Genomic DNA, 24,708 nt, shown 5'->3' with positions numbered 1-24,708 from the left:
AATTGTACATCGTATGTCGCAAAATGTACATGACTTTATTTAGCAGCTATTCCATATCCCTAAGGGGGTGTAAACAAGTGGAAGTTTCACAGCTAGAGCAGCATCAAGACCAGTACATCGTGATTGAACTGGGCGCGGAAAAATACGCTCTAAAGCTTGCTGAAGTCTATGAAATTATCAAAATGCAAAAAATCACGGCCATCCCTAACAGCAAGACTTTTTTGGAAGGCGTTACGAATATTCGGGGGAGAATAGTGCCGATCATCAGCTTGCGTAAAAGATTTCAATTGAAAGAGGCGCCCGTCATTCCTAAAGCGAGAATCGTCGTGGTGAATTATAACGAAGAAATGATCGGCATCGTTGTAGATGGAGTGAAGCAAGTGATCAAGTTTGCCGATATCCAGCCTTCTAGCGAAATTGTTTCCGGAGTTGACGGCAGTTATTTTGAAGGGATTGGCCAGTCGGAAGAGGGGCTGATCGGCATCTTAAATTTAGAACATGTTCTTGTAGGGTAAGGGGGGAACCCGTATGAATCGTTCGGAAATGATGGGAGTCTTCCTGTCTGAAGCGGAAGAATTGCTCCAATTGCTGGAGATCGAGTTTCTGAATTTGGAACAGCAAGGCGAGTCGCCGCAAATCATACAAAACATTTTTCGGATTGCTCATACATTAAAAGGTTCGTCCGCGGCGATGGGTTTCGAGGAAATGAAGCAACTGACCCATGAAATGGAAAATATTTTAGACAAGATCCGAAATCAGCTTCTGCCGGTGACGCAGCAGGTTGTGGATGTGTTATTTCAATGCTTGGATTATTTAAACGGGTTGAAAAGGGAAATTGAACAGGAAGGGGCTACAAAAACCAATATCGATGCGATCGTGCAGCAATTGCGGCTATTGGGCAATGGGACGGAAGAGACCTTCGAATCGAAAAGCGGGATGTTGGAAAGCAAAAAACAGAGCTTAAAAAAGTGGATTTGCAAAGTTCGTTTATCCGAGCATTGCGAGATGAAGCTTCCTCGGGCACACCTTGTGCTGCATCATCTTAAGAAATGGGGAGACGTTATTTCGACGGAACCGGAATTGGACAGCGTCATCGAGGAAAGTAATCTCCATGAAGTTTCCTATATCGTCGAGACGAACGGGGATTCCGAATACCTAGAGCATTCGTTGAGCCAGCTTATGGATGTGGAAGCTGCTGAAGTGGCGCCTTTTTCAGATGAGAACTTGGCCTTGGCCGATGCTTTCATGCCACGGACAGATGCCGACAAGGAGGCGGGGCAACAAAACCCGATCCCCGGCCCGAACAGCAAAGAAGAGAAGAAAATAGGACAAACGATTCGCGTCGATGTGGAACATTTGGATAGCATTATGAATCTGGTCGGCGAATTGGTCATCGACCAGACAAGAATCGCCCAAGTCGGAAATTTGTTGCGCGATCGTTACGCTTCGGATGAAACGATCGATGATTTGGAGCTGATTTCCAATCATGTCGGCCGACTAATCGGAGAACTTCAAGAATCCGTGATGAAGACGCGAATGCTTCCCGTCGAGCGGTTATTCAACCGGTTTCCAAGGATGGTGCGCGATTTATCCCGAACGTTGCACAAGGAAGTGAATCTGCTGCTTGAAGGGAAAGAAACCGAACTGGATCGGACTGTCATCGAGGAAATTAGCGATCCGTTGATTCACCTGATCCGAAATGCCGTAGACCACGGTATCGAAGAAGCGGAAGTTAGAAAAAAACTAGGGAAATCCCTTAAAGGGATGATCAAAATTAGGGCATCCCATCAAGAAAATCAAGTGGTGCTGACGGTAGAGGATGACGGGGCGGGAATCAACGCGGAGAAAGTAAAAGAATCCGCCATACGCAAACAATTGATTACTGCGCAAGAAGCCGAAACGATGTCTCAGCAGGAATTGATTCAACTTATTTTTCTTCCCGGTTTTTCGACAGCCGCCTCTGTCAGTGATATATCCGGCCGCGGAGTCGGGATGGATATTGTCCGCAATCATATCGAGAAATTAAACGGATTAATCGATGTGGAAACCCGTTTAGGCGAAGGGACGAAATTCACGATTAAGCTGCCTCTCACTTTAGCTATTCTTCGGGGACTGCTCATTAAGCTGCAGGAAACGACTTTTGCCTTGCCTATGAACAGTGTGATCGAAATCGTTCGTATATCGCACAAAGAAATCCACTCCGTTAAGGGACAAGCTGTTGTCAAAATCAGAGAAAAAATTGTTCCGCTCATCGCTCTGCACGATCTGTTTGGCATGCCCGGCGGCAGAAGAAAAACAAAACATGTATTTATCGTCGTTGTCGGACTGGCGGAAAAACGGCTCGGCTTGGTTGTTGATGAATTGATCGGCAGCCAAGAAATTGTAGTCAAATCGATCGGTTCTTATGTCGGACAGGTCGAGGGCGTTTCGGGGGCAACGGTGCTGGGCGACGGAAGCGTAGCGTTGATCCTGGATGTAACCGGCATATTCAAAGCGGCAAATAACCTTAAGTCTATCGAATCCAAACTTTTGAATGTGCGGGAGGGATGATCCGTTGACAGCTCCCCAACAAATCCAGCAATTGGTTACCTTTCGAATCGAAACGGAGGAATTCGGGCTTCCTATTGCGGATGTATATGAAATCATTTTTGTCCCTGCCATCACCCCGATTTCGCAAGCGCCAAAATCGATCGTCGGAGTGATTAATCTCCGCGGGGAAGTCATACCGGTCGTCGATCTTAGAATTCAATTTTTGAAAGAACCGGTGAAGTCGAAAAAACAGCGCATTATGATAACCCGCTTCCAAGAAAGAGCGATCGGGTTATTGGTCGATGAAGTGAAAGAGGTGCTGCGGATCGATGAAAACAGCTTGGAGCCGGTTCCCGACACGCTTGTGACCGCACAAACGGCTTATATGCGAGCCATCTGCAAAATGGATCATCGTCTCATCGTTTTGCTTCATCTGGAACATTTGATAGATATCATGGAAATGAATTCTATCATCCGTGAAATTGATCATAAGGAGGAGAACGTTCTATGAGCACTTTGAAGAAAAACATGGCTTACAAATTTATGAGAGCCGCAGGCGTTTCCGAAACGATTGAAGCGGCTATCGCCGATTCCAAAAGGTTAGAACAAAATTTGCAGGATCTGGCCGCAATTGCGGAACAGATCTCTTATGGGACCAGCCAGCAGGCGTCAGGCATGGAATCCACATCCGGCGTTATTGTGGGGATATCGACATCCATTCAAGGGGTAAGTAACCATTCAGATCGTCTGGCGGCTTCCGCCAGTGAAATCTCGGAGGCTATCCAAGAGATGGTCGCTTCCGTACAGCAGGTAGCCGGGAACAGCGAGAGTACGGCAAGCTCGGTAGAGCAAATTTCCGCGTCGATTGAAGAAATGGGGCAATCGATCAAAGGCGTGGCCGGCAATGCGGCGAGCCTGACCGCTTCAGCGGAAGAAACATCGAATGCCATTCAGGAGATGGTCGCCTCCATTCAGCAAGTAGCCGGGAACAGCGAGAGTACGGCAAGCTCGGTAGAGCAAATTTCCGCATCGATTGAAGAAATGGGGCAATCGATCAAAGGCGTGGCCGGCAATGCAGCGAGCCTGACCGCTTCGGCAGAGGAAACATCGAACGTCATTCAGGAGATAGTCGCTTCCATTCAGCAAGTAGCCGGGAACAGCGAGAGTACGGCAAGCTCGGTAGAGCAGATTTCCGCGTCGATTGAAGAAATGGGGCAATCGATTAAAGGCGTGGCCGATAATGCGGTGAGCTTGACCGCTTCGGCGGAAGAAACTTCGAATGCGATCCAGGAGATGGTCGCTTCCATTCAGCAGGTTGCCGGAAATGCTGCAAGCACGGCAAGTTCGGTTGAACAAATCTCCGTCTCCATTGAGCAGATGGGTAAATCGATTCGCGGCATTGCTGCCAATGCAGATGAGTTGGAGCAAATCGCCGGTGATACCTCCGCTTCGATTCAGCAAATCGCGGCCTCGATTGAACAGGTGGCTCAAAATGCGCAAAACGTGAATTCACTGACAAGCCAGGTTCAAACGGATGCCCAAAATGGCCAAAAGGCGGTTAGTCAGTCCCTCGCGGGAATGAAAGAAATTGCGAGCGTCGTTAAGCAGGCCTCCGGCGTCATGAGCAATTTGGGAAAAAGTTCGGAAGAAATCGGAAGCATCATTGAAGTGATCGATGATATTGCCGAGCAGACCAACCTTCTGGCGCTTAACGCCGCAATTGAAGCTGCGAGGGCGGGCGAACACGGAAAAGGGTTCGCAGTTGTGGCCGATGAAGTGAGAAAACTCGCTGAAAGGAGCGCAAAAGCCACCAAGGAAATTGCCCAATTAATTAAAGGGATCCAAAGCGAAACAACCGATGCCATTAAAGCGATCGAAATCGGCATGGTCAAAGTCGAACAAGGAAATAAATTGGCGGATGAAACAGGCATAGCCATCGAAAAAATCGTAACCGGAGTCGAGAAAATTACGAACGAAATCAGACAAATTACGACGGCCACCGTTGAACAGGCTAAAGGAAGCGAACAGATTGTTAAAGCCGTAGGCGCATTAACCAATCAAGCGGAGATGATGACGCAGGCGACGAAGGAACAAGCCGCCGGCGTCGAAGAAATCGTGAAAGGCGTTGTGAACGCCCGTGAACAGGTGCGCCAGATCACCGTAGCGACCGGCGAACAGGCCAGACAAGGTGAAAATATCGTAAGAGCGGTGGAAAATGTAGCAAGTCAAGCAGCGATGGTGACGCAGGCGACGAAGGAGCAGGCCATCGGCGTCGAAGAGATCATCAAGGGAGTCGTGAACGCCCGTGAACAAGTGCATCAAATTACCGTAGCGACGGGCGAACAAGCTAAGCAAGGTGAAAATATCGTAAGAGCGGTGGAAAATGTAGCAAGTCAAGCAGCGATGGTGACGCAGGCGACGAAGGAGCAGGCCGCTGCCGTCGAAGAAGTCGTTAAAGGTGTCGTGAACGCTCGCGAACAGGTGCGGCAAATCACTGTAGCGACGGGCGAACAGGCTAAGCAAGGTGAAAATATCGTAAGAGCGGTGGAAAATGTAGCAAGTCAGGCCGCGATGGTGACGCAGGCGGCGAAGGAGCAGGCCATCGGCGTTGAAGAGATCATCAAGGGAGTCGTGAATGCCCGCGAACAAGTGCGTCAGATTACTGCAGCTACAGTGGAACAAGCAAAACACGGACAGGATATTGTAAAAGTTGTCGGTAACCTTACAAAACAGGCTGCCGAAATTACGGAAGCGGCGAAATTTCAAACGAAAGAAACAAACAACCTTGAAAAGGCGATATCCGAAGCAAAGCGCGCTGCTGAGCGGAATATTCAAGATGTGGGAAGAATGGTTGCAGTGGCGAGAGAATTGGCAGACCAATCTTCCACAATAAAAAATTCACTTCGTATTTTAATATGAACCATGGAGAGGACGCTAAAGGCTTAGTCCAAGAGCTGCTCATATAGGAGTTGCAAGATGAAATGAATATGGAGTACTTAAGCGAAATTCAGGATCATAAGATGCGCCTCAAAGATTTGGCGCAAATGATTTATGATCTTTGCGGACTGAATTACTTGGACAATCTTCCGCTACTGGCCTCGAAAGTCTCAAAGAGACTATCCGGTCTGAATATGACGTTCGGGGAGTACATCGAATGCTTAACAAGGAACCCGCAAGAATGGGATCACCTTGTTGAACTCATTACGAACAACGAAACCTATTTTTTTCGTGAAGAGAGTCAGCTCAATGAATTGAGCCATGTGATTCTTCCCCAATTCCGTGATAAAAAATGTATTCGGATTTGGAGCGCCGCGTGCTCCACGGGAGAAGAACCTTACAGCTTGGCGATGACCATCGCAGAATCAGGCATTGTACCGCTAAAGTCTGTACATATCATTGCAACCGACATTAATCGAAAGGTTCTGCAAATCGCAAGACGCGGGTGGTACCCTAAGAATTCGTTATGCTTCCGCCGGACTCCTAAGGAGATGTTGGACAGGTATTTTATTCCGCAAGATGATGGATTTCAAATCAAGGGCTTCATCAAAGACAGGATTGAATTCCGGTATGCGAATCTCTTAAATGACCAGGATTTGGCGCCGGTCGAAAAAGTCGATATCCTTTTTTGCAGAAATGTGCTCATTTATTTCGATTCGGAAGCCACGCGACGGGTCATAGCGAAGTTTGACCGTTTATTAAATCCGGGGGGCTATTTATTTCTGGGACATGCCGAAACGCTCACAGGCATGAACACCAATTTCGAGACGATTCATGCTCATTCGACATTTTACTACCGAAAGCGGAGCAATGATTCGGGAGTTCATCATTTGGACGAGACTTTATCACAGGGAGGCAAAGCGAATTGAGTCGGTACGGTGTGCTCATCGTCGATGATTCCGCCTTTATGAGGAAGGCGATCAGCACCTTGTTCGAGAAGGATCCTGATTTTTTTATCGTGGGAATCGCCCGCAACGGCCTTGAAGCCATCGAAAAGATAGAGCGTTTCAAACCGGACGTCGTTACGATGGATGTGGAAATGCCGGAGATGGACGGAATCACCGCCTTGGAATTCATCATGAAGCATCATCCGGTATCGGTCGTGATGCTGAGCGAACTGACCAGCAAAGGAGCAGAAGCAACGCTAACGGCGTTGCAATTGGGCGCGGTAGATTTTTTCCCGAAAAGCTCTTTGATCAAGGACCCGATCGATCCGAAAATGATAGACGATTTTCTGATGAGGGTAAAGGCCGCCGCCAGCGCGAAATTGCCGATCAGAAACCATATTGCGTCTGCGAAAGAAATAGCGGCAGAAAAAAAGAGAAAGGGGGCCGCTGCCGTTGAACTGCTTATGATCGGATGCTCTACAGGCGGACCGTCGGCTATCCAATCCATTCTGCCCCGGTTTACAACCGACTTTCCTGCGGGAATTGTCGTTATCCAGCATATGCCGCCGGGATTTACCAAACCGTTGGCGGACCGTTTCAACACCATTTGTAATTTGCAGGTGAAAGAAGCGGAGGATGGCGATGTTGTGAAGCCAGGGGTTATCTATATTGCGCCTGCGGGGTATCAAGCCTTGTTTCAAAAAACAAATGACGGAAAGACGATTCTCAAAATCGTAGAGGATGACGGCAGATTGTACAAGCCGTCGATTGATGTTTCGCTTCAGTCCGCAGCTCCGATTTACCGCGATCGCTTGTTGGCCGTTATTCTTACCGGAATGGGGTCGGACGGGTTAATCGGCTGCGGTGAAGTGAAGCGGCAACAAGGTCATGTGATCGTTGAATCCGAAGAATCGTGTATCGTCTATGGGATGCCTAAAGTGGTTTATGAGGCGGGATACGCCGACCGGCAAGTCGCTTTGCCTCATATTTATCAAGAGATCCTATCTTTTATTTAGGACGATTTCTGTTCATGACTCGGTAACATTGCAAGGAGGTTCTAAATATGGAAAAAGAAAAGGAAATCCTCACACCTGAAGAAATCGAGGAAATCATCCGCAAATTGGAGCAAATCGATACATCAGATTCGGCGGGAGTGGAGTGAAATCGTTCAAGATCAACGTTGATCGGTACGTATAAAAATGTGATTTTTCGCCCGCCGGGATTTCCGGCGGACGAAAACAATCGCATCAATTCCGTTTGCTTAAAACATCCACGGCCAAAATGGCGTTGGCCACTTGTTCTGCCGTGATTTCACGGGAAAGGTTGTTCATCGTTTCATTCGGCGCCGTGGCGGCCTCGCCGACTTTCAGCAGCTCCTTAAAAGTCACATTCTCCAAATGCAGTTCCTCTAAAGTTGTCGGTAGACCGAGCTCCCGGTAAAAGTTAATGTACTTAACGATCTCCTCTTCGGGGTGAAGCTCAAGCACCAACTGAACAAGCGTTCCGTAAGCTACTTTTTCGCCGTGCGTTAAATGATGGATTTCGCCGGACAACACCGTCAATCCGTTATGAATCGCATGCGCGCCCGCTAGGCCGCCGCTTTCAAACCCAAGACCAGATAGCAGCGTATTGGCTTCGATCACCGCTTCGACGTGCTTGGTCACCAACCCTTTTTGCACGGCTTTATAGGCGGGAATTCCGTATTGGAACAATGTTTCTTCGCATGCCTTGGCGATGGCTTGCGCGGCGATGCTAGGTTTCCCGCCGGACATCGCGGTGCCGCCGCTTTTGACCGTAGCGCGCACTTCAATCCATGTCGCCATCGCGTCGGCAATGCCGGAAGCGAACAAGCGGGCCGGAGCTTTGGCCACGATGGCGGTGTCGACCAGGACGAGATCGGGATTTTTGTTGAAGAACCGGTAGGACTCGAACACGCCTTCGTCGCTGTAAATGACGGAGAGAGCGCTGGTCGGCGCGTCGGTCGAAGCCGTTGTCGGGACAATCACCACTTTAGTCTTAAGCTCATCCGCCACGACTTTGGAGGTATCCAGCGTTTTGCCTCCGCCTATCCCGATGACAAAATCAACCGATTGCGCTTGTCCTTCCTCGGCAATACGGCGTATTTCATTAACGGAGGCTTCGCCGTTGAATAAAACAAAATGATGTTCAATCTGCTCCGACGATAAGCTTTGGGTCACCGTTTCTTGGGTAATGCGCCAAACGACATCATCGGCGATCACGAGCGGTTTACGTCCCAACGCTTTGACGTATTTCCCCAAATCCCGCAAAGCGCCTTGACCTTGGATATACTTGTTGGGTGAAACAAAAACGATGTTTGCCATGTAGCTCTCCTCCTGCAACATTATAAATTCATCTTTCATTAATATCGCCTGCGCTTGGAAGAATATGCATTTTTAACATAATAACATAACAGACGGGGAAAGGCGCCCTTTAGAAAAGAGTTTATAAAATTTTAAATAAATTGCTTGAAAAATCTCCCTTCTCCCATTACAATCCTAATTGATAATGAGTTTCAATATCATTTAGGACAAACAATAGGGGGAGAAGGGGAATTATGTTGAAATTCAACAAAACGTTTCTAAGTATGATCCTTATTTTGATGATCGCCGCTTTGGTCGGCTGCGCAGCCGGCGGACCGGCAAAAGGGACTTCCGATACCGGCAGCCAGGCTGGCGCAGCCGTCGATTCGAATCAAGCGAAGAGCGGCGGAACGGACGCGGCTGGGGAAGAGATCCGGGTCGTCAAGCACGCCATGGGCGAAACGGAGATCAAAGGAACGCCTAAAAGGATCGTAACCTTGTTCCAGGGAGCCACCGATGTGGCCGTTTCGCTTGGAGTGAAGCCGGTCGGCGTGGTGGAATCCTGGGTGCAGCAGCCTATCTACGAATATTTGCGGGCCGATCTGGAGGGCGTAGCGATCGTCGGTCAAGAGACGCAGCCGAATCTGGAAGAGATACATAAACTTCAGCCTGATCTGATCATCGCCACGAAGACGCGGCACGAGGATGTTTACGAACAGTTGTCGCAAATCGCACCGACGGTCATGACGGAAACGCTTTTTGACTGGAAAGAAACGCTGAAGACGGCAGGTGAGGCGTTGAATCTCAAGGACAAATCCGATCAGTTGCTCGCCGATTGGGATGCGAGAGTAGCCGACTTCAAGCAGAAGATGGGCGACCGCTTGCCGATCGAGGTAACGATCACCAATTTCAGAGCTGATCAGGTACGGATTTTCTATATGGGCTACGCGGGGAAAATTCTCAAAGAGCTTGGCTTTACAAGACCTCCCGGACATGATCAAGACATCTGGGGCGTTCAACTCGCTTCCAAAGAGAGCATCCCGGATATGAATGCCGACATCATCTTCAACTTCAATTCCGGCACCGATACCGAAGCGATTCAGAAAAACTATGAGGAATGGACGAAGAGCAAGCTATGGGCCAATCTGGACGCAGTTAAGAACGGCAAGCTCGTTCAGGTGGACGAAGTGGTGTGGAACAGCGCCGGCGGCTACAAGACGGCCAATATGCTGCTCGACGATCTGTACGAATATTTCAAGCTGAATTAATCGCAAGCAGGAAGGCCTGCCTTGAGCAGGCTTTTTGCCGCATTTTAAATGACGAAGACGAAAGAGTGAGGAAATGTTTCCGCTGTTTGTACGGGAGAAATCGAAGCTGTTGGGGCTGGCGGCGCTGCTCGTTCTGCTTGTTGCGTCATGTGCCGCCAGCATGATCTTCGGCCGCACGGAAATTACGATTTCCACGGCGGTGGAGGCGTTCAGGAATTACGACGAAGAATCCGTCGAACATATCGTACTGCATACCGAGCGGCTGCCGCGGACGGTTATTGCCGCCGTCGTAGGGGCCGGCCTGGCGGTTGCCGGAGCGCTCATGCAGGCATTGACCCGCAATTCACTGGCGTCGCCGAGTGTGTTCGGGATTAACGCCGGAGCGATTTTTTTCATCGTGCTGGCGGTCGTGCTGCTGTCGGTGTCCTCGTTAAAAGCGATGATGTGGTTCGGCTTTGCCGGAGCGGCGATTGCGGCGGTGATCGTCTATGCGCTCGGCTCGATCGGGCGGGACGGCTTAACGCCGATCAAAATCGTGCTGGCGGGCACGGCGATTACGGCTTTGTTCTCATCCTTCACGCAGGCCGTGCTCGTTCTGGACGGGACGGGGCTAGAGGATGTGCTGTTCTGGCTGGCCGGCTCCGTCAGCGGGCGGACGCTGGAGATGCTCTATCCGGTTCTGCCGTATATGGCTTTGGCGGTGCTAACTGCTCTCTTCATGGGCCGGGCGATCAACCTGATGTTGACCGGCGATGATATTGCCAAAGGCATGGGGCAGAACGTCGTGCTGGTCAAAACGCTGATGGGGGCCGTCATTGTGCTTCTTGCCGGAGGTTCGGTGGCCGTCGCCGGCTCGATCGGTCTCGTCGGACTCATCGTGCCCCATATGATGCGCGCCCTGGTCGGGAACGACTATCGCTGGCTCATTCCTTACTCGCTCGCAGGGGGAGCGGTGCTGCTGCTATGGTCCGATGTAGCCGCCCGGTTGGTCATTCTGCCGGACGAACTTCCGCTTGGCGTCGTGACCGCCTTGATTGGCGGGCCGTTCTTCATCTATATCGCCCGCAAGGGGGTGACGAAGATATGAAGGAAACGATCATGGTTCGCAGCAAAAAAGATACCGTATCTTTCCTGATCGAGCGCAAGGCGGCGCTCGCCATTGCCGTGCTAGCCGTCCTGGTTCTGCTCGCCGCTGTGGCCGGACCAAGCCTAGGCGGCGACATCCTGTCTCCGCTGGAAGTGCTCCGGACGATCTTGAGGCTAAACGCCGGGGAGCATGATTTCGTCGTGCTCACGCTGAGACTGCCGCGGGTGCTGCTGTCCCTGCTTGTCGGCGCGGCGCTGGGCATGTCCGGCGCCATCCTGCAGGGGGTCATCCGCAACCCGCTCGCATCTCCGGATGTCATCGGCATCACCGGAGGCGCGGCGGTGGCGGCGGTCGGTTTCGTCTCGCTGCTGGGAGGCGCGCTCAGCATCAAGCTGCTGCCGGCGTTCGCGGTTGCCGGCGCCATTACGGCTTCGCTGGTCATTTATGCGCTGGCTTGGAAAGAGGGGGTCACGCCGATTCGCCTGGTGTTGATCGGGATTGGCATATCGGCCATCACCGGCGCCGGCACCACGTTTATGCTGATCCTAAGCCCGTTCTACACCGCCGGGCAAGCTTACATTTGGCTAACCGGCAGCGTATACGGCGCTTCCTGGGCGGATGTTTACACCATTCTGCCGGTGATCGTGCTTATCGTGCCGCCGGCCCTTTGGCTTGCGCGCAGCCTGAATGCGCAGGCGTTCGGCGACGACCTGGCCGCCGGGCTTGGCGTTGCCGTTCAGCGCCACCGTCTGGCGCTGCTATTTTGCAGCGTGCTGCTCGCCGGATTTGCGGTATCCGTGGCCGGCACCCTCGGATTCGTCGGCCTGATCGCACCGCATATCGCCAGAAAGCTGGCGGGCCGCATGTTCGGCAGCGTGCTGCTCGTGTCGGCGCTGCTCGGGGCTCTGCTTGTGTTCAGCGCCGATTTGATCGGACGGACCGTATTTGTGCCGCTGGATGTTCCGGCCGGGGTGTTCACGGCGGGAGTGGGCGCGCCTTTCTTTTTGTACTTGCTGTTTAAGAACAGAAACCAATTTTGAATAGGGGGAGAACCGTGAGTATTTTGGAAGCGAAAGACCTTACTATCTCCTATGGAGCGGAGCCTGTGATCGAAAATTTGAACTTGACGATACCGAAAGGCCAAATCTCGGTCCAGATCGGCAGCAACGGCTGCGGTAAGTCCACGCTGCTGCGCACCATTGCGCGCCTGCAGAAGCCCCGTTCGGGCACGGTGCTGCTGAGCGGGGAAGAGATCGCCAAGCTGCCGAGCAAGGAAATCGCCAAGCGGATGTCCATTTTGCCGCAAGGTCCTTCCTCCCCGGAAGGCTTGACGGTGAGCCAGCTCGTCAGGCAGGGAAGATACCCGCACCAGAGCTGGCTGAAGCAATGGTCGCGCGAGGATGAACGGATGGTTCGCCTGGCGCTTCAGGCCACACGCCTGACGGAACTCGCGGACCGACCGGTGGACGCGCTGTCGGGAGGGCAGCGCCAACGCGCCTGGATCGCCATGACGCTCGCCCAGGGAGCGGAAACGTTGCTGCTCGACGAACCGACGACCTACCTCGATATGAGCCATCAGATCGAAATCCTCGATTTGCTGTTCGAATTAAACGAGAAGGAGCGTCGCACGATTGTGATGGTTCTGCACGATCTGAATTTGGCCTGCCGCTACGCCCATCATATCGTCGCGGTCCACGGAGGGTCCATTTACGCCCAGGGACGGCCAGAGGAGATCGTGACCCGCGAGATGGTCCGCACCGTCTTTCGGATGGACTGCGAAATTGCTGTCGATCCGCTGTTTGGCACACCGCTGTGCATTCCACATGGAAGGGGCAGGAATGTTCATGAAGAACAACGCTATGGCCACCTGGCTTGAGCCGGAGGAATTTCAGGTGCTGTCCGACGAGTACCGCTTAACCCGAGAGCCTTCCGCCGACCGGACGTTCTCCATTCCGTTTACCGACCTTTTAAATCCGGAGAGAAGCGAGGCTTATTTTCGCGGCGTAAGCGGCATTTTCGAGACCGACTCGCAGTCGGCGGCCGTCTCGCTTTTCGCCAAGCGGTATGCCTTTCTCGTTATCGCTTCCAATTTATACGCGATGTCTTGCTTCAATAAGGGATTGAACCTGGAACTGGAGAACGGCTGGATCGAGTCGTGCTATCAGGGGCAGGCCTGGCTGCCCAAGGCGCGGCTGAAAGACTGGCAGGCCAGCGAGCCGCAAGCGGATCAGCGCAGCGAATGGCGCGATCTGATCCTTGAACGGATGTTTGCCGGTAATCTGTCCCGGGTATGGAACGGCGTTTCCAAAACGGCGCGGATCTCCAAAGCGCTGTTATGGGAAAACACGGCCATTTATGTCTATTGGTTGTATGAGAAAAAATTTGCGGAAGGAGCGGGGCCCGAGCAACAGCGGCGGATGAAAGAGGATTATCATTATTTGCTTCACGACGCGCCGCCCCGCCTGTTCGGCGAATCCCGCAATCCGCTCAAGCGGTTCGACAGTCCGAAAGTGTTCAGGGACGGTTACGACAAGCCGCTAAGAGTGCGTAAAACCTGCTGCCTTTATTATTTGACGTCGGATGAGCCGGGCGATTACTGTTCGACGTGCCCCAAACGGACTTAATACGCCTTCTCCATCAAAGATAACCGCTACATCACTGCCACGCCGACGATATCGGTACCCGCTTAGAATCCCCTTGTCAGAATATGAATATCGGCTTTCCTGCCGCCATATCAAAAAGCATGTTCTGCCGTTTCCGCGCCGTCGGTCTAGCGCAACCCGCATGGCCGATGGCTTTCGCTTCCGCATTCCTTTTCTGTGCAAAAGATGAATATTTTCCCTTTAAATATAAATATTGACAATTTTAAATCAGGTCACGTAAGATAGTTTTATAAATGATAGTGATTATCATTATCATCAAAACAATCCGACGGGCTTTCACAAACCCTCCTTAAGTCAACAAAGGCAAAGCTCGCCGGATAGGAAGGAGGGGTTATCATTGACGTATCCGACCGGGAGCCGAAATGCGCTTAACCGGCTGCTGATCAACAAAGCCAGAGAAATGGGCATCGGCTGCCGGCTGCTCCTTGCGGGGTGCGAGGATTTTTTGGAGCTGAGCTATCAGGGCAGGAGCATCGTGATCAACAAAACGAGATCGCATCGGCTGTCCTTGATTGCCGGGCTGCTGGCCAAGAATAAAGAGGCTACAAATTTGCTGCTCTCGCAACGGGGGCTTCCCGTGCCGCCTTATATGGTCGTTTCGGAAACGGGGGCGGAAGCGGTCCGGTTCCTGCAAACTCATTTGTCCGTTGCGGTCAAGCCGCTCGACGCAAGCGGCAGCGCCGGCGTCACGTTGGACGTCCGGACCGTGCCGCAGCTTGAAACGGCTATCCAAAGGGCGGGAAGCTATGGCGGTAAGGTTATGCTCCAGCGGTTTGTGCCGGGGGCGGATTATCGCGTCCTGGTGATCAACTACCGCATCGCGGCGGTTACCGAGTATCGCCCTGCCTTTGTGACCGGCGACGGCGCTTCATCGCTCAGGGAGCTGATCCGGCGTCTGAACGAAACCCGAATCCGCCAAAGCGAGATCGGCGAGATCGAGGCGTTTGCCGAAATCAAAACCGATTCAAAGCGCTTGCTGGCGGCGCTGGACCAGCAAGGCGTGGCGCTAGACGATATCGTTCCGGCGGGATGTCTGGTAAAGCTGCAAGATATTCGCAACGCTCCGGCCGGGGAAATCAGCGAAATTTATGCCGACCGCACGGATTTGATCTGTCCGGCTAACGCGGCTATGGCCGTTGAAGCCGCCAAGGCGCTGCAGATTGACGTCGCCGGCATCGATATTCGCTGCCCGGATATCGCCGTTCCTGTCACCGAGGCGTCCGGCGGCATCCTGGAAGTCAATGCGCTGCCCGACATGATCCACCATGTTGTTCCGTATGAGGGCGTTTCGCGCGATGTCATCCGCATCTATTTGGAATACCTGTTTGAAGAGGCGCTTACTTGGAATCGATAGACGAGAATAAAGGAGCGTAGGCCCGATATGTCAGCAAAGGTCCGCAATGTACAAAACGAATATTTAAGGCGGCAGGAAGCAAAAGAGTCCAATGCCCGCACGTATCCCCGGCATTTTCCGCTGGTTATCAGCAGCGCGAAGGGCATCACGGTGACGGATACGGAAGGCCGGACGTACTATGACTGCCTGGCCGGCGCCGGCACGCTGGCGCTGGGGCATAATCATGAAGTGGCGCTGGAGGCGATCCGCAGCGCGCTTGAGCGGCAAATCCCGCTGCACACCCTCGATCTCGCCACTCCGCTCAAGGTGGATTTTATGGAGGAAGTGTTCTCGTTATTGCCCGAGGAATTAAAGGATCGCAGCAAAATCCAATTTTGCGGCCCGACCGGGGCCGACGCGGTAGAAGCGGCGATTAAGCTGGTCAAACATGCAACCAAAGGCAAATCCGTGCTTGCCTTCCATGGCGGCTATCACGGTTCGACGCAGGCGGCCTTTTCCTTATGAATACCGCTGTCCGTTCGGGATGGGCGGAGGGATGACCGCGAAGCTGAGCGCACGGTATATCGAAAACTTGCTCGACGACTGCGAAAGCGGCATCGCCGCGCCTTGCGGCGTTATCGTGGAGACGGTGCAGGGCGAGGGAGGAGCGATTCCCGCCGATCTGGAATGGCTGCGGGAGCTAAGACGCATTACGGCCGAACGAAACTTGCCGCTGATCATCGACGAGGTGCAGACGGGGATCGGCCGCACGGGGCGGATGTTTTCGTTCGAGCATGCCGGGATCGTCCCGGATGTCATCGTTTGCTCCAAAGCGATCGGCGGCGGCCTGCCGATGTCCCTGGTGATCTACAAGGAGGAGCTGGATGTGTGGCAGCCGGGCGCGCATACCGGAACCTTCCGCGGCAACCAGCTTGCCATGGCCGCGGGATTGGCGACGCTTCGCTATATCCGGGAGCATGACGTGCTCCTTAACGTGCAAAAACGCGGCGAGCAGTTCATGGCAAGGCTTGGCGCCCTGAAAGAAAAATACGCGGCGATCGGCGACGTTCGCGGCCGCGGGCTGATGATCGGGGTGGAAATGGTCGACACCGCCGGCCCGAAGGACCGTCTCGGCCACTATCCGCCGCATGGAGAACTGGCTGCAGCCATCCAACGAAGCTGCTTTCAAAACGGCTTGATCGTGGAGGTTGGCGACCGCCGCTCCGCCGTTATCCGCTTTCTTCCTCCGCTTACGATCACCCAGCGGGAGACGGAGGAAGTGCTGGACATCTTCGAGCGGTCGGTAGCGGAGGCTTTGGCCTCAGCCGCCGTAGCGTCCGCTCCATGCTGAGCGCGGTTAATATGTGAAGCAGTTGGACTATTTTATTTTTCCAGGAAAGAAGGTTGGCATCATTGTTGGGGACGGAAAGCAAGCTTCGGCCGGAAAGCCTGAAGCAAGCGAACGAGCATACGTGCAAGCTGTTGCTGAACTGTTATATCCGCGAGCTGGGACGCGAAAGACGCAGGCACATCGATCTGAATGCCCGCACGCTGGACTATGCCGTAGTATTTCCGGCAAGCGGGGTTACCGTTTTCGGCAAGCTTGCTTATTATTCCGCCGCAGGAGAGCATGAATATCACAGTATGCGCTGGCTCGGCGGGAGCGGGGAGGAAGGCGCCGTCGGGTACGAAGAGCTGGTGCGCTGGATCGTCGGCGAGCTTACGGAGAACGAAGGCCCGTTAACGGGCGGGCTATGGATTACGGCGGAGAAGAAACGCAGCTTTGTGGAACAAGTCGGAAATAGCTGCCGCAACCTGGCGTTATTTATCGAACGGGCGGCAGAGCATGGCGTGTTCGACTACCGTTCGTCGGAGCAGGCGCTGATTTACGGGCATCCGTTTCATCCTTTTCCCAAGAACATGTCCGGATTTACCGAGCGGGATGTGCTGCTTTACAGTCCGGAGCTGCGCTCCTCGTTCCGGCTAAGCTATTTTGCCGTAAGGAGGGATGTGTACCGGGAGGAATGGGTGTCAGAGGGCGGAAAAGTGCCGCCGCATGAAAGCGTGCAGGACCATCTGCGGCACGTCCTTGGCGGCCAAAGCGGCGAATACGCCCCGCTGCCTGTACATCCTTGGCAATACCGGCACGTGCTGGGCCTCGCCAAGGTTCGCGAATATATCCGCGACGGGAAATTGATCCCCTTAGGCAGCCTGGGGCCGCTCGCTTATCCGACCACTTCGGTGCGCACGGTCTATATCCCCGAGATGAACTGCAATATCAAGCTGCCTTTGAATATGCAAATTACCAATTTAGTCCGCACCAACAGCGGCGAGCAAATGCGCAGAACGCTAGATGCTTCCCGCTATTTGCTGCGGCGGGGCGGATTCGGCCCGGACTCGCCCGCGGGTATCGCTTACGAAACGGGCATTGGCACGTGCCGCTTCGAGGAGGAGGAGCTGACCCGGCAGTTTACGGTTGTCTACCGTCCGATCGAGTTCGATCCATCTTGCACCTATGTGCTGGCCAGCCTGGTGGAAGCGCCGCGGCCGGGAAAACCGTCGCGCCTCATGACGCTGCTCGGCGGCGGCGAGGTTCCCATCGAGCGCTGGTTTGAGCGCTATCTGGAGCTGTCGATGCTGCCGATCGTGCGCCTCGCCGGGGAGCAAGGCATTCATTTCGAGGCCCATCTGCAGAACACGCTGCTCACCGTGCAAGGCGGCATGCCGGCCGCCTTCATCATCCGCGATCTGGAAGGCGTCAGCGTCGAAATCGACAAGGCGCATGCGAACGAGGAGGAGGCTCCGTCCCCGCCCGGTCCCCTGTTCTATCCGAGGGAAGAGGCTTGGAAGAGGACGGGGTATTATTTTTTCGTAAACCATTTGGGCTTGCTCATTCATTCCATAGCTCGGGACGTGAACGCTTCGGAAGAGCAGTTCTGGGGAATCGCCCGCGACATGCTAATGCGGGAATACACTAGAAGCGCTAATCCTTTCGCCAAGCATTTGCTGACGGCCGAAACGTTTCGGGCCAAGCGGAATATGCTGAGCTGTCTTGCGGGTAACGGCGAAACGCCGTCTTATGTGGAAGTGAACAATTTGCTTAGAAGAGAGGGTGAGCCATGTGGAGACTACGATCCGTTTGCCTGACCACAAACCGGCGGGCTATGCCGACGTGCAGGAGAGAATGATGCGCCAGACGCTTGAGGCGTTATGGTTCGAAGGCATCCTGGACTACGCGAAAAACGGGGGGATTTGGCGCACGCACGGCATCGGCGCGGACGGACAGCCGGTCGTCTATACCTGCGAGGCGGAGGAGAAATATTCGTTCGGCCGGGTGAAAATCGCTAAGGGATCCATCCGAAGAGCAGGGGAGCCCTGCGCCGATCTGCATCTATTTCTGGAGGAGCTGGTGCTTAACCGCCTGCAGGGAGAGCGGATCGGCTCGTTTGTCCGCGAACTGCTGGAAACGCTGGCCAAGGACAGCCAGTGCAGGGCCGTGCTGCCGGAGCGCATCCCGGACGGCGACAAGCACTACGATGCGCTGGAAAGCCATATGACAGACGGGCATCCTTACCACCCCAGCTACAAGTCCAGAATCGGCTTTACGCTGAAGGACAATTTGGCGTACGGTCCCGAATTCAATCAGCCCATCCGCCTGTTCTGGGTCGCCGTCAAACGGGAGCTGACCGATACGGCGCTGGCTGCGGGCTCTACGGCGGAAGATTTGTACCGGCCGCATTTGACGGAACAAGATATGGACCGGTTCGGCCGGATTTTGCGGGAAGAGGGCGACGGAAGCTTGTATACGTTCATCCCCGTCCATCCCTGGCAGTGGGAGCATCGGCTCGAATCCGTTTTCACCCGCCAGCGGCAAAGCCGCGAGCTTATTCCGCTCGGGTTGTCAGACGGAGTATACCGGGCGCAGCAATCGATCCGCACGCTGTCGCACAGAGAGCACCCGCAGGCTCCCTATCTCAAATTGTCGCTTGGCATCACCAACACCTCGACCGGCCGCATTTTGGCGCACCATACGACGCAAAACGCCCCGTTGATCAGCGACTGGCTGGATGGCCTGATCCGCGAGGACGAGCTGCTGCAGCGTGAGCGATTCGGCATCCTTAAAGAAATTATGGGGGTGTCCTTCCGGTACGATAGGCTGCCCGCGGTTCAGTACGGCAGCGCCTACGGCTCGCTCGGAGCGATCTGGCGGGAGAACGTATCCGTTCATTTGCGGGACAAAGAGGAGGCTTGGCCGCTAAACGCGCTGACGCTGGTGCAACAAAACGGCGTGCCTTTCATCCAAGACGCCGTTCGGCGGCACGGGATCGGAACCTGGAGCGAAGCGCTCGTCCGAACGCTGACGCTGCCGATGATCCATCTGCTGTATGCGCACGGCATCGCCTTGGAATCTCACGCGCAGAACATCATTCTCGTGCTGAAGGACGGGCTGCCGAAGCGGATCATCGTCAAGGATCTGCACGACGGGGTGCGTTTTGTCCCGGGCAGGCTGCGGCATCCGAAGCGGGCGCCGAAGCTGCATCCCGAGCCGGAAGCGCACCGCAAATTCAACCGGTATTCGTTCATCCACGCCGAGACGATGCCGGAAGTGCGGGATTATGTGTATGACGCGTTCTTTTTCATCTGCATGAGCGAGATCGCCTGGACCCTGGAGACGTTCGGGCTTGCGGAGCGGAAGTTCTGGAGCCTGTGCGCGGCGGTCATCTTGGAATACCAGCGGCAATATCCCGAGTATGGGGAAAGTTTTCAAGGCTATGACCTGTTTAGCACCGACGCGTTGGTGGAGGAGATGACCAAGCGGAGGCTGTACGGCGACGGCGAGCTGTATTTCCGCAAACCGCTCAACCCGCTGCGGCTGGCGAGGGAGAGTCTAGCGGCGTTATGAGACCCAATGCGCTTAAGCTGAAAATAAACCGTAAACAGCCGGTGTTCGGCCTGTTCGTCTCCATTCCGCATCCCGTGATCGTGGAAATGATCGGCCATGCCGAATACGATTTCGTCATTATCGATTGCGAGCACGCTTCTACGAACATGGAAAGCGTCGAGGAGCTGATCCGCGCCGCCGAATTGATGGGCGTGACTCCGCTGGTCCGCGTTTCGGGTGTGAACCGCTCCGAAATCTTGAAGGTGCTGGACTGCGGAGCGCAGGGCATCGTCATCCCTCATGTCGAGCGGCGGGAGCAGGTCGAGGAAGCCGTCCGCTGGGCGTATTACCACCCGCTTGGAAGCCGCAGCCTCAATAGCGGCCGGCCGGGTGCGTTCGCCAAATATTCGCTGACGGAGTATATCCGGGAGGCCAACGAAGCGGTCATGGTGGTGCCGATGATCGAAAACATGGAAGGTATTAGGCAATGCGAGGACATTTTAGCCCATCCGCAGATCGGGTTTGTGCTGGAAGGCGCGGCGGACCTGTCGCAATCCCTCGGCTTGCCGTGGCAAACCGGGCATCCGGAGGTGCGGCGGGAGTTGGAGCGGCTGCATGCGGCCGCGCAGCGTCTCGGGGTTCCGTACGCCGCGGTTGCGAGAAGCAGGGAGGAAATGCGGATGTGGGCGGAGCGCGGGGTGCGCATTTATGTGCTGGGAGATGACCGAAATACGGCGTTTCGCGCCTATATGCAAAAGCGAAACGACTACCGGGATATGGGAGATTGGACATGAAAGCATACGTGCGGGAAGCGATCAACAGGCTGCAAGCGGAAAGCCGGGAGCCGTTTTGCGCTTATCTGTATGACCTGGGCGGCATTCGCGCGCATGTGCGAAGGATGCGGCGGTATATGCCGGAACGGACGGGGCTGTTTTACGCGATTAAAGCCAACCCGGACCGGCGCATTATCGAAGCGCTGCTGCCGCTGATCGACGGATTTGAGGTAGCCTCCGCCGGCGAGCTGCTCAAGGTCAGGGAGGTGAGCGGCAGCGTTCCGGTTCTGTTTGGCGGCCCCGGCAAAAAGGAAGCGGAGCTGGAGGCGGCCATCCGGCATAATGTTTCCTATATTCATGTGGAAAGCCTGCTGGAGCTGAGAAGGCTGATCCGGCTTACACAAGGGCGGAGCGAGCCGGTCCGGATTTTGCTGCGCATGAACCTGAGAACGAGCGCGTTGCCGCAGACCCAAATTACGATGGGCGGCCGTCCGACCCCCTTCGGGCTGGACGAGGAGCTGCTTGATGAAGCGATCGCCGTTATACGGGAAGAAGGGCGGGGCGCGGTTAGGTTATGCGGCTTTCATTTTCACTCGCTCTCGAACAACTTGCGGGCGGAGCTGCATGCCGAAATGATCGAGCTGTATTTGCGAAAAGCGGAAGAGTGGATGGAACGCTACCGTCTGGACATTGAGATCGTCAACGCGGGAGGTGGCTTTGGCGTCCCTTACGATGACGCTCCGGCGTTCGACTGGGCCTTGTTCACTTCCCTGATCGCACGAAGCGAAGCTAGAAAAAGGCTAGCCAGAGTTCAGTTGTGGTTCGAGCCGGGCCGGTTTCTCGTAGCAGACCACGGTTATTACGCCGCGGAGGTGATCGATATCAAGCCTTCGCATGATCGGCATTTTGCTGTGCTGAGGGGAGGGACCCACCACAACCGGCTGCCCGCTTCCTGGGGGCATAATCATCCATTTGCTATCTTGCCGGCGGAGCGTTGGGCGTATCCTTTCGCCAGGCCAGAGATCAGGCGGGGCAAGGTGACGCTAGTCGGCGAGCTTTGCACGCCCAAGGACCGGCTGCATGCGGATGCCGAAGTCGAGCTGCTGCGCGTCGGCGACATCGTTGTGTTCGAGAAGTCGGGCGCTTATTGCTGGACGATCTCGCACCACGATTTTTTGGGGCACCCGCACCCGAAATTTTATTATTTAGCGGAAGGAAATGATCATGCATACCATGCGAACATGGACAATTGAATCAGGACGGCAGGCGGCGGAGTTACGGATTATCGGCGATTTGATGAACGCCTTTTTGACGGAGCGGTTTTTCCGGCTGGATGAGGGGACTTTCGGGACGCTGTCGGCCGCGCCCGAGCAGATCCGGCGGTTATACGGCGGGTATGGCGATAATGGAGCGATTCGCATTTTTGCCGGGGAAATCGCGTTTTTGGTTGAAGACAGCCCCAGGCTTGGCGTTCAGTGGGTGCAGGATTCTCCGATTTTTAAACGCGCGTCCGACGGAAGCTGGGCTTTCATCAACTCTTCGGCGGAGCTGGCGAAAACGGTGCTGCGTGCGGTGTTGTCGGAGGAAGCCTACAGCCATCCGGGGGTTACAGACTTTTTGACCGGCGTGGAGGTGGCGGCCCGGCAGCTTGCGTTGAGCCTGAGCCCGGAATGCGCGGAGGGGCTGCTGGCGTTTGCTCCGTCCTCGGCTTACGAGTGGTTTATCAAAGGAGAACGAATCGCTGCGCTGCGCGATCGCCCGTTCCATCCGTCGGCCAAAGCGAAAATCGGGTTTACCGAGCAGGACTGCCTGAAGTATTCGGCGGAGTTCGGGGAGCCGATCCGCCTGCGCTGGGTAGCGGTGCGCGCCGATTCGGTCGTACGGGGGTGCCCGGAAGGGCCGTTGTCCTGCCTGGATCTGCTTGCGGCTGAGCAGCGGGCCGCCGTGGAGGACGAGATGCAGCGGCGGGGGCTTAGGCCGGACGAATACGTGCCTCTGCCTGTGCACCCGTGGCAGCTTCAGCAGGTGATTTTGTCCCGCTTTATCCGGGAAATCGAGGAGGGGACGATCGTGGTGCTGGATGCGGAGGCTGGTGAATTTCTAGCCACCTCCTCCTTGCGTTCTCTTGCTCCGCCATCCATCGTGGAGGTGGGGAGCGGAGCGGACGTTAACGCTGTGGCCGCTGTGGCGATGCTCAAGCTGCCGGTCAGCGTGCTGTCGCTGGGCGCCGCCCGCTATTTGCCGGTCGTGAAGCTGCTGAACGGCTTGGCCGGGGAGAAGCTGCTGCGTCAGGCCATAGCTTGCGACGACACACTGCCGGGCCGGGTTTTCCTATGCGAGGAGCGGCACTGGTGGGGATACATGCCGGCATCGATGGGGCTGTTCGACGACCATCCGCGCCATTTGGCCGCCCAGCTTCGCCTATACCCGCCGGAGCTTTTTGAGGCGGAACGCAAGGTGATTCCGATGTCCGCGTTTGGCGTCCATTTGGGAGGCCGGCATATTTTGTCGGAAATCCTGGGCAAGGAGCTTTCCCGCGAAGAGGTGTTCAGCTTCTATAGCGACCTTGCGCACCTGTTCTATGACGTGGTGATGCGGCTGTTCAAGATCGGAATCGTCCCGGAAATTCACGGGCAGAACTGCTGCCTGGTTCTGGAGCGCAATCAAGTGAAGGGGCTGCTGCTCCGCGACCACGATTCGGTGCGCCTGCATCAGCCGTATCTCGATAAGCACGGCATCGGCGATCCCGGGTACCGCATACGGCCCGGCTATTCCAACAGCCTGTACAACGAGACGATTCACAAGCTGATTTTTTACGTTCAATCGCTGGGGACGCAGGTCAATCTGGCTTCGATCATGGAAGCTTTGTCCTGCGCGTACGATCTGCCGGAGTCCCGGTTGTGGACGATCACGGAGCAGGCCTGGAAAGAAGCGCTGCAAGGGGCGGGGCTGCCGGAAAGCGACCGCGCCGAGCTATACCGGGCGATCTTCGAGAGCGGAGAGTGGCCGGTGAAGCTGGTCGTTCGACCGCTGCTGGAAGCGGACGGGGTGCCCGGTGCGATGCCGTCGGGAAAAGGAACCGGGCATAATCCTTTCCTTAGAGGACGGTTGTAGGAACAAAGTTTTTAGACTGCAAGGAAGTAATTTTCTTGCAGTTCCATTTAAGGCGAAGACCCATGCGGAGGGATAATGATACTTCCGTCCAGCCACAGTTCAGCGCAATGGGGGCGGCTTGCAGCGATCCTGGAAGAGGTTTGAAGCCTATGAGGACGGCTAACCACTGTCCGCCGGATAGGGTTAATGGAGGAGAAGCAACCAAAACAGAGGCGGAAACAGAGATGCGCACACGTGATAATGTTTGTTGCGCATCTCTGTTTTTCAGCTTTTCTGGATTATTGGGAGGTTTTTATGAACCATAAACTCATCCGGTACAGCATGCAAATCGCTATGATAAAACAATTACTGGCAGTATCTTTGATTACCGGGACAACATCATGGCTCTCGAAGTAGAAGTAATTAAAGCAAGTAGGAAAATATCCGATCGCAACGCCGGAAAGTTATCGGATGTTTTTCGCGTCGCCCCTTACGCTCGCGTAAGTACCGACACCGAGGAGCAATTGAGCAGCTACAAGTCGCAAGTCGCCTATTACACCGATCTCGTTAGCAAACGAAGCGACTGGGTGCTGGTTGATATTTATGCAGATGAAGCCATAACCGGTACTCAGGTTACAAAGCGCGAGGATTTCCAGCGCATGATTAACGATACCTAAATTAAAGCCTTGATGTAAAACTGATATAAAAATTGATCGGAAATAAGCTCAAATGAACGTAAGACGCCTTAGAATTCCTAGGCGTCTTTATTATTGTCCCTTAGCTGTTTTAGGGTTTATGGAATGTTTCGAAATTATCAGTTACTTCCGGTTACGACCAGACTGTTTTCCAAAAAATCAAAGTTATGAAATATGAGT

19 protein-coding genes and 1 pseudogene are annotated in these 24,708 nt (G+C 54.5%); 19 read left to right on the top strand and 1 reads right to left on the bottom strand.

The window, feature by feature from the left end; translation table 11 throughout:
* Positions 1–77: 77 nt before the first annotated feature.
* From U9M73_RS22090 to U9M73_RS22065, 6 genes are all read left to right on the top strand, one after another.
* Positions 78–515: a chemotaxis protein CheW gene (locus U9M73_RS22090; RefSeq protein WP_323079307.1), complete on the top strand. Its 438-nt coding sequence runs from the start codon at positions 78–80 to the stop codon at positions 513–515.
* 13 nt (positions 516–528) lie between these two features.
* Positions 529–2,550, top strand: a complete 2,022-nt coding sequence (locus tag U9M73_RS22085; RefSeq protein ID WP_323079306.1) for a chemotaxis protein CheA — start codon at positions 529–531, stop codon at positions 2,548–2,550.
* A gap of 4 nt (positions 2,551–2,554) precedes the next feature.
* Entirely contained in the window at positions 2,555–3,040 is a 486-nt protein-coding gene (locus U9M73_RS22080; RefSeq protein WP_016313413.1) for a chemotaxis protein CheW, read from the top strand.
* Positions 3,037–5,448, top strand: a complete 2,412-nt coding sequence (locus U9M73_RS22075; protein ID WP_323079305.1) for a methyl-accepting chemotaxis protein — start codon at positions 3,037–3,039, stop codon at positions 5,446–5,448. The genes U9M73_RS22080 and U9M73_RS22075 overlap by 4 nt, the downstream gene beginning before the upstream one ends.
* Before the next feature lie 62 nt (positions 5,449–5,510).
* On the top strand, positions 5,511–6,395 hold the full coding sequence (locus U9M73_RS22070; RefSeq protein ID WP_016313411.1) for a CheR family methyltransferase: 885 nt from the start codon (positions 5,511–5,513) through the stop codon (positions 6,393–6,395).
* Positions 6,392–7,429 (top strand): protein-glutamate methylesterase/protein-glutamine glutaminase, encoded by a 1,038-nt coding sequence (locus tag U9M73_RS22065; protein ID WP_016313410.1) that lies wholly within the window; start codon positions 6,392–6,394, stop codon positions 7,427–7,429. The genes U9M73_RS22070 and U9M73_RS22065 overlap by 4 nt, the downstream gene beginning before the upstream one ends.
* 231 nt (positions 7,430–7,660) lie before the next feature.
* Here U9M73_RS22065 and U9M73_RS22060 read toward each other — a convergent pair whose 3' ends face one another.
* Positions 7,661–8,755, bottom strand: a complete 1,095-nt coding sequence (locus U9M73_RS22060; RefSeq protein ID WP_323079304.1) for a glycerol dehydrogenase — start codon at positions 8,753–8,755, stop codon at positions 7,661–7,663.
* A gap of 233 nt (positions 8,756–8,988) precedes the next feature.
* Here U9M73_RS22060 and U9M73_RS22055 point away from each other — a divergent pair, with 233 nt between their 5' ends.
* The 13 genes and pseudogenes from U9M73_RS22055 (at position 8,989) to U9M73_RS21995 (ending at position 24,510) form a co-directional block, all read left to right on the top strand.
* Positions 8,989–10,002, top strand: a complete 1,014-nt coding sequence (locus U9M73_RS22055; RefSeq protein ID WP_036625198.1) for an ABC transporter substrate-binding protein — start codon at positions 8,989–8,991, stop codon at positions 10,000–10,002.
* 73 nt (positions 10,003–10,075) lie between these two features.
* Entirely contained in the window at positions 10,076–11,089 is a 1,014-nt protein-coding gene (locus U9M73_RS22050) for a FecCD family ABC transporter permease (protein WP_016313406.1), read from the top strand.
* Positions 11,086–12,129, top strand: coding sequence for a FecCD family ABC transporter permease (locus tag U9M73_RS22045; protein WP_323079302.1), 1,044 nt, complete (start codon positions 11,086–11,088; stop codon positions 12,127–12,129). The genes U9M73_RS22050 and U9M73_RS22045 overlap by 4 nt, the downstream gene beginning before the upstream one ends.
* 14 nt (positions 12,130–12,143) lie before the next feature.
* Positions 12,144–12,965: an ABC transporter ATP-binding protein gene (locus U9M73_RS22040; protein WP_323079301.1), complete on the top strand. Its 822-nt coding sequence runs from the start codon at positions 12,144–12,146 to the stop codon at positions 12,963–12,965.
* A complete protein-coding gene (locus U9M73_RS22035; protein WP_260069709.1) occupies positions 12,934–13,713 on the top strand; it encodes an IucA/IucC family C-terminal-domain containing protein in 780 nt (259 codons plus the stop codon). Before U9M73_RS22040 ends, U9M73_RS22035 begins: the two co-directional genes overlap by 32 nt.
* 376 nt (positions 13,714–14,089) lie before the next feature.
* Positions 14,090–15,106: an ATP-grasp domain-containing protein gene (locus tag U9M73_RS22030; protein WP_323079300.1), complete on the top strand. Its 1,017-nt coding sequence runs from the start codon at positions 14,090–14,092 to the stop codon at positions 15,104–15,106.
* Between the two features lie 27 nt (positions 15,107–15,133).
* A pseudogene (locus tag U9M73_RS22025) lies at positions 15,134–16,436 on the top strand (aminotransferase class III-fold pyridoxal phosphate-dependent enzyme).
* 53 nt (positions 16,437–16,489) lie between these two features.
* Entirely contained in the window at positions 16,490–18,232 is a 1,743-nt protein-coding gene (locus U9M73_RS22020) for an IucA/IucC family protein (protein WP_323079299.1), read from the top strand.
* Positions 18,207–19,988: an IucA/IucC family protein gene (locus U9M73_RS22015; RefSeq protein WP_323079298.1), complete on the top strand. Its 1,782-nt coding sequence runs from the start codon at positions 18,207–18,209 to the stop codon at positions 19,986–19,988. The genes U9M73_RS22020 and U9M73_RS22015 overlap by 26 nt, the downstream gene beginning before the upstream one ends.
* The gene (locus U9M73_RS22010; RefSeq protein WP_016313398.1) at positions 19,985–20,761 is read left to right on the top strand and encodes an HpcH/HpaI aldolase family protein; all 777 of its coding nucleotides are present in this window, start codon (positions 19,985–19,987) and stop codon (positions 20,759–20,761) included. The genes U9M73_RS22015 and U9M73_RS22010 overlap by 4 nt, the downstream gene beginning before the upstream one ends.
* On the top strand, positions 20,758–21,993 hold the full coding sequence (locus U9M73_RS22005; protein WP_323079296.1) for a type III PLP-dependent enzyme: 1,236 nt from the start codon (positions 20,758–20,760) through the stop codon (positions 21,991–21,993). The genes U9M73_RS22010 and U9M73_RS22005 overlap by 4 nt, the downstream gene beginning before the upstream one ends.
* Positions 21,965–23,854 carry an IucA/IucC family protein gene (locus tag U9M73_RS22000; protein ID WP_323079295.1) on the top strand — a complete coding sequence of 630 codons (1,890 nt, stop codon included), beginning with the start codon at positions 21,965–21,967 and terminating at the stop codon, positions 23,852–23,854. Before U9M73_RS22005 ends, U9M73_RS22000 begins: the two co-directional genes overlap by 29 nt.
* Before the next feature lie 380 nt (positions 23,855–24,234).
* Positions 24,235–24,510, top strand: coding sequence for a recombinase family protein (locus U9M73_RS21995; RefSeq protein ID WP_323079294.1), 276 nt, complete (start codon positions 24,235–24,237; stop codon positions 24,508–24,510).
* Positions 24,511–24,708 lie beyond the last annotated feature (198 nt).

The organism is Paenibacillus phoenicis, from assembly GCF_034718895.1.
GTDB classification, from domain to species: Bacteria; Bacillota; Bacilli; order Paenibacillales; family Paenibacillaceae; genus Fontibacillus; species Fontibacillus phoenicis.
Note: the sequence above shows the minus strand (reverse complement) of the source record. Positions and strands in the feature narration are given on the sequence as shown.

Coding starts and splice junctions, on each gene's coding strand:
- U9M73_RS22085 (WP_323079306.1), top strand. CDS start 529: ATGAATCGTTCGGAAATGATGGGAGTCTTCCTGTCTGAAGCGGAAGAA.
- U9M73_RS22075 (WP_323079305.1), top strand. CDS start 3,037: ATGAGCACTTTGAAGAAAAACATGGCTTACAAATTTATGAGAGCCGCA.
- U9M73_RS22070 (WP_016313411.1), top strand. CDS start 5,511: ATGAATATGGAGTACTTAAGCGAAATTCAGGATCATAAGATGCGCCTC.
- U9M73_RS22060 (WP_323079304.1), bottom strand. CDS start 8,755: ATGGCAAACATCGTTTTTGTTTCACCCAACAAGTATATCCAAGGTCAA.
- U9M73_RS22055 (WP_036625198.1), top strand. CDS start 8,989: ATGTTGAAATTCAACAAAACGTTTCTAAGTATGATCCTTATTTTGATG.
- U9M73_RS22050 (WP_016313406.1), top strand. CDS start 10,076: ATGTTTCCGCTGTTTGTACGGGAGAAATCGAAGCTGTTGGGGCTGGCG.
- U9M73_RS22045 (WP_323079302.1), top strand. CDS start 11,086: ATGAAGGAAACGATCATGGTTCGCAGCAAAAAAGATACCGTATCTTTC.
- U9M73_RS22035 (WP_260069709.1), top strand. CDS start 12,934: ATGAAGAACAACGCTATGGCCACCTGGCTTGAGCCGGAGGAATTTCAG.
- U9M73_RS22010 (WP_016313398.1), top strand. CDS start 19,985: ATGAGACCCAATGCGCTTAAGCTGAAAATAAACCGTAAACAGCCGGTG.
- U9M73_RS22005 (WP_323079296.1), top strand. CDS start 20,758: ATGAAAGCATACGTGCGGGAAGCGATCAACAGGCTGCAAGCGGAAAGC.
- U9M73_RS22000 (WP_323079295.1), top strand. CDS start 21,965: ATGCATACCATGCGAACATGGACAATTGAATCAGGACGGCAGGCGGCG.
- U9M73_RS21995 (WP_323079294.1), top strand. CDS start 24,235: ATGGCTCTCGAAGTAGAAGTAATTAAAGCAAGTAGGAAAATATCCGAT.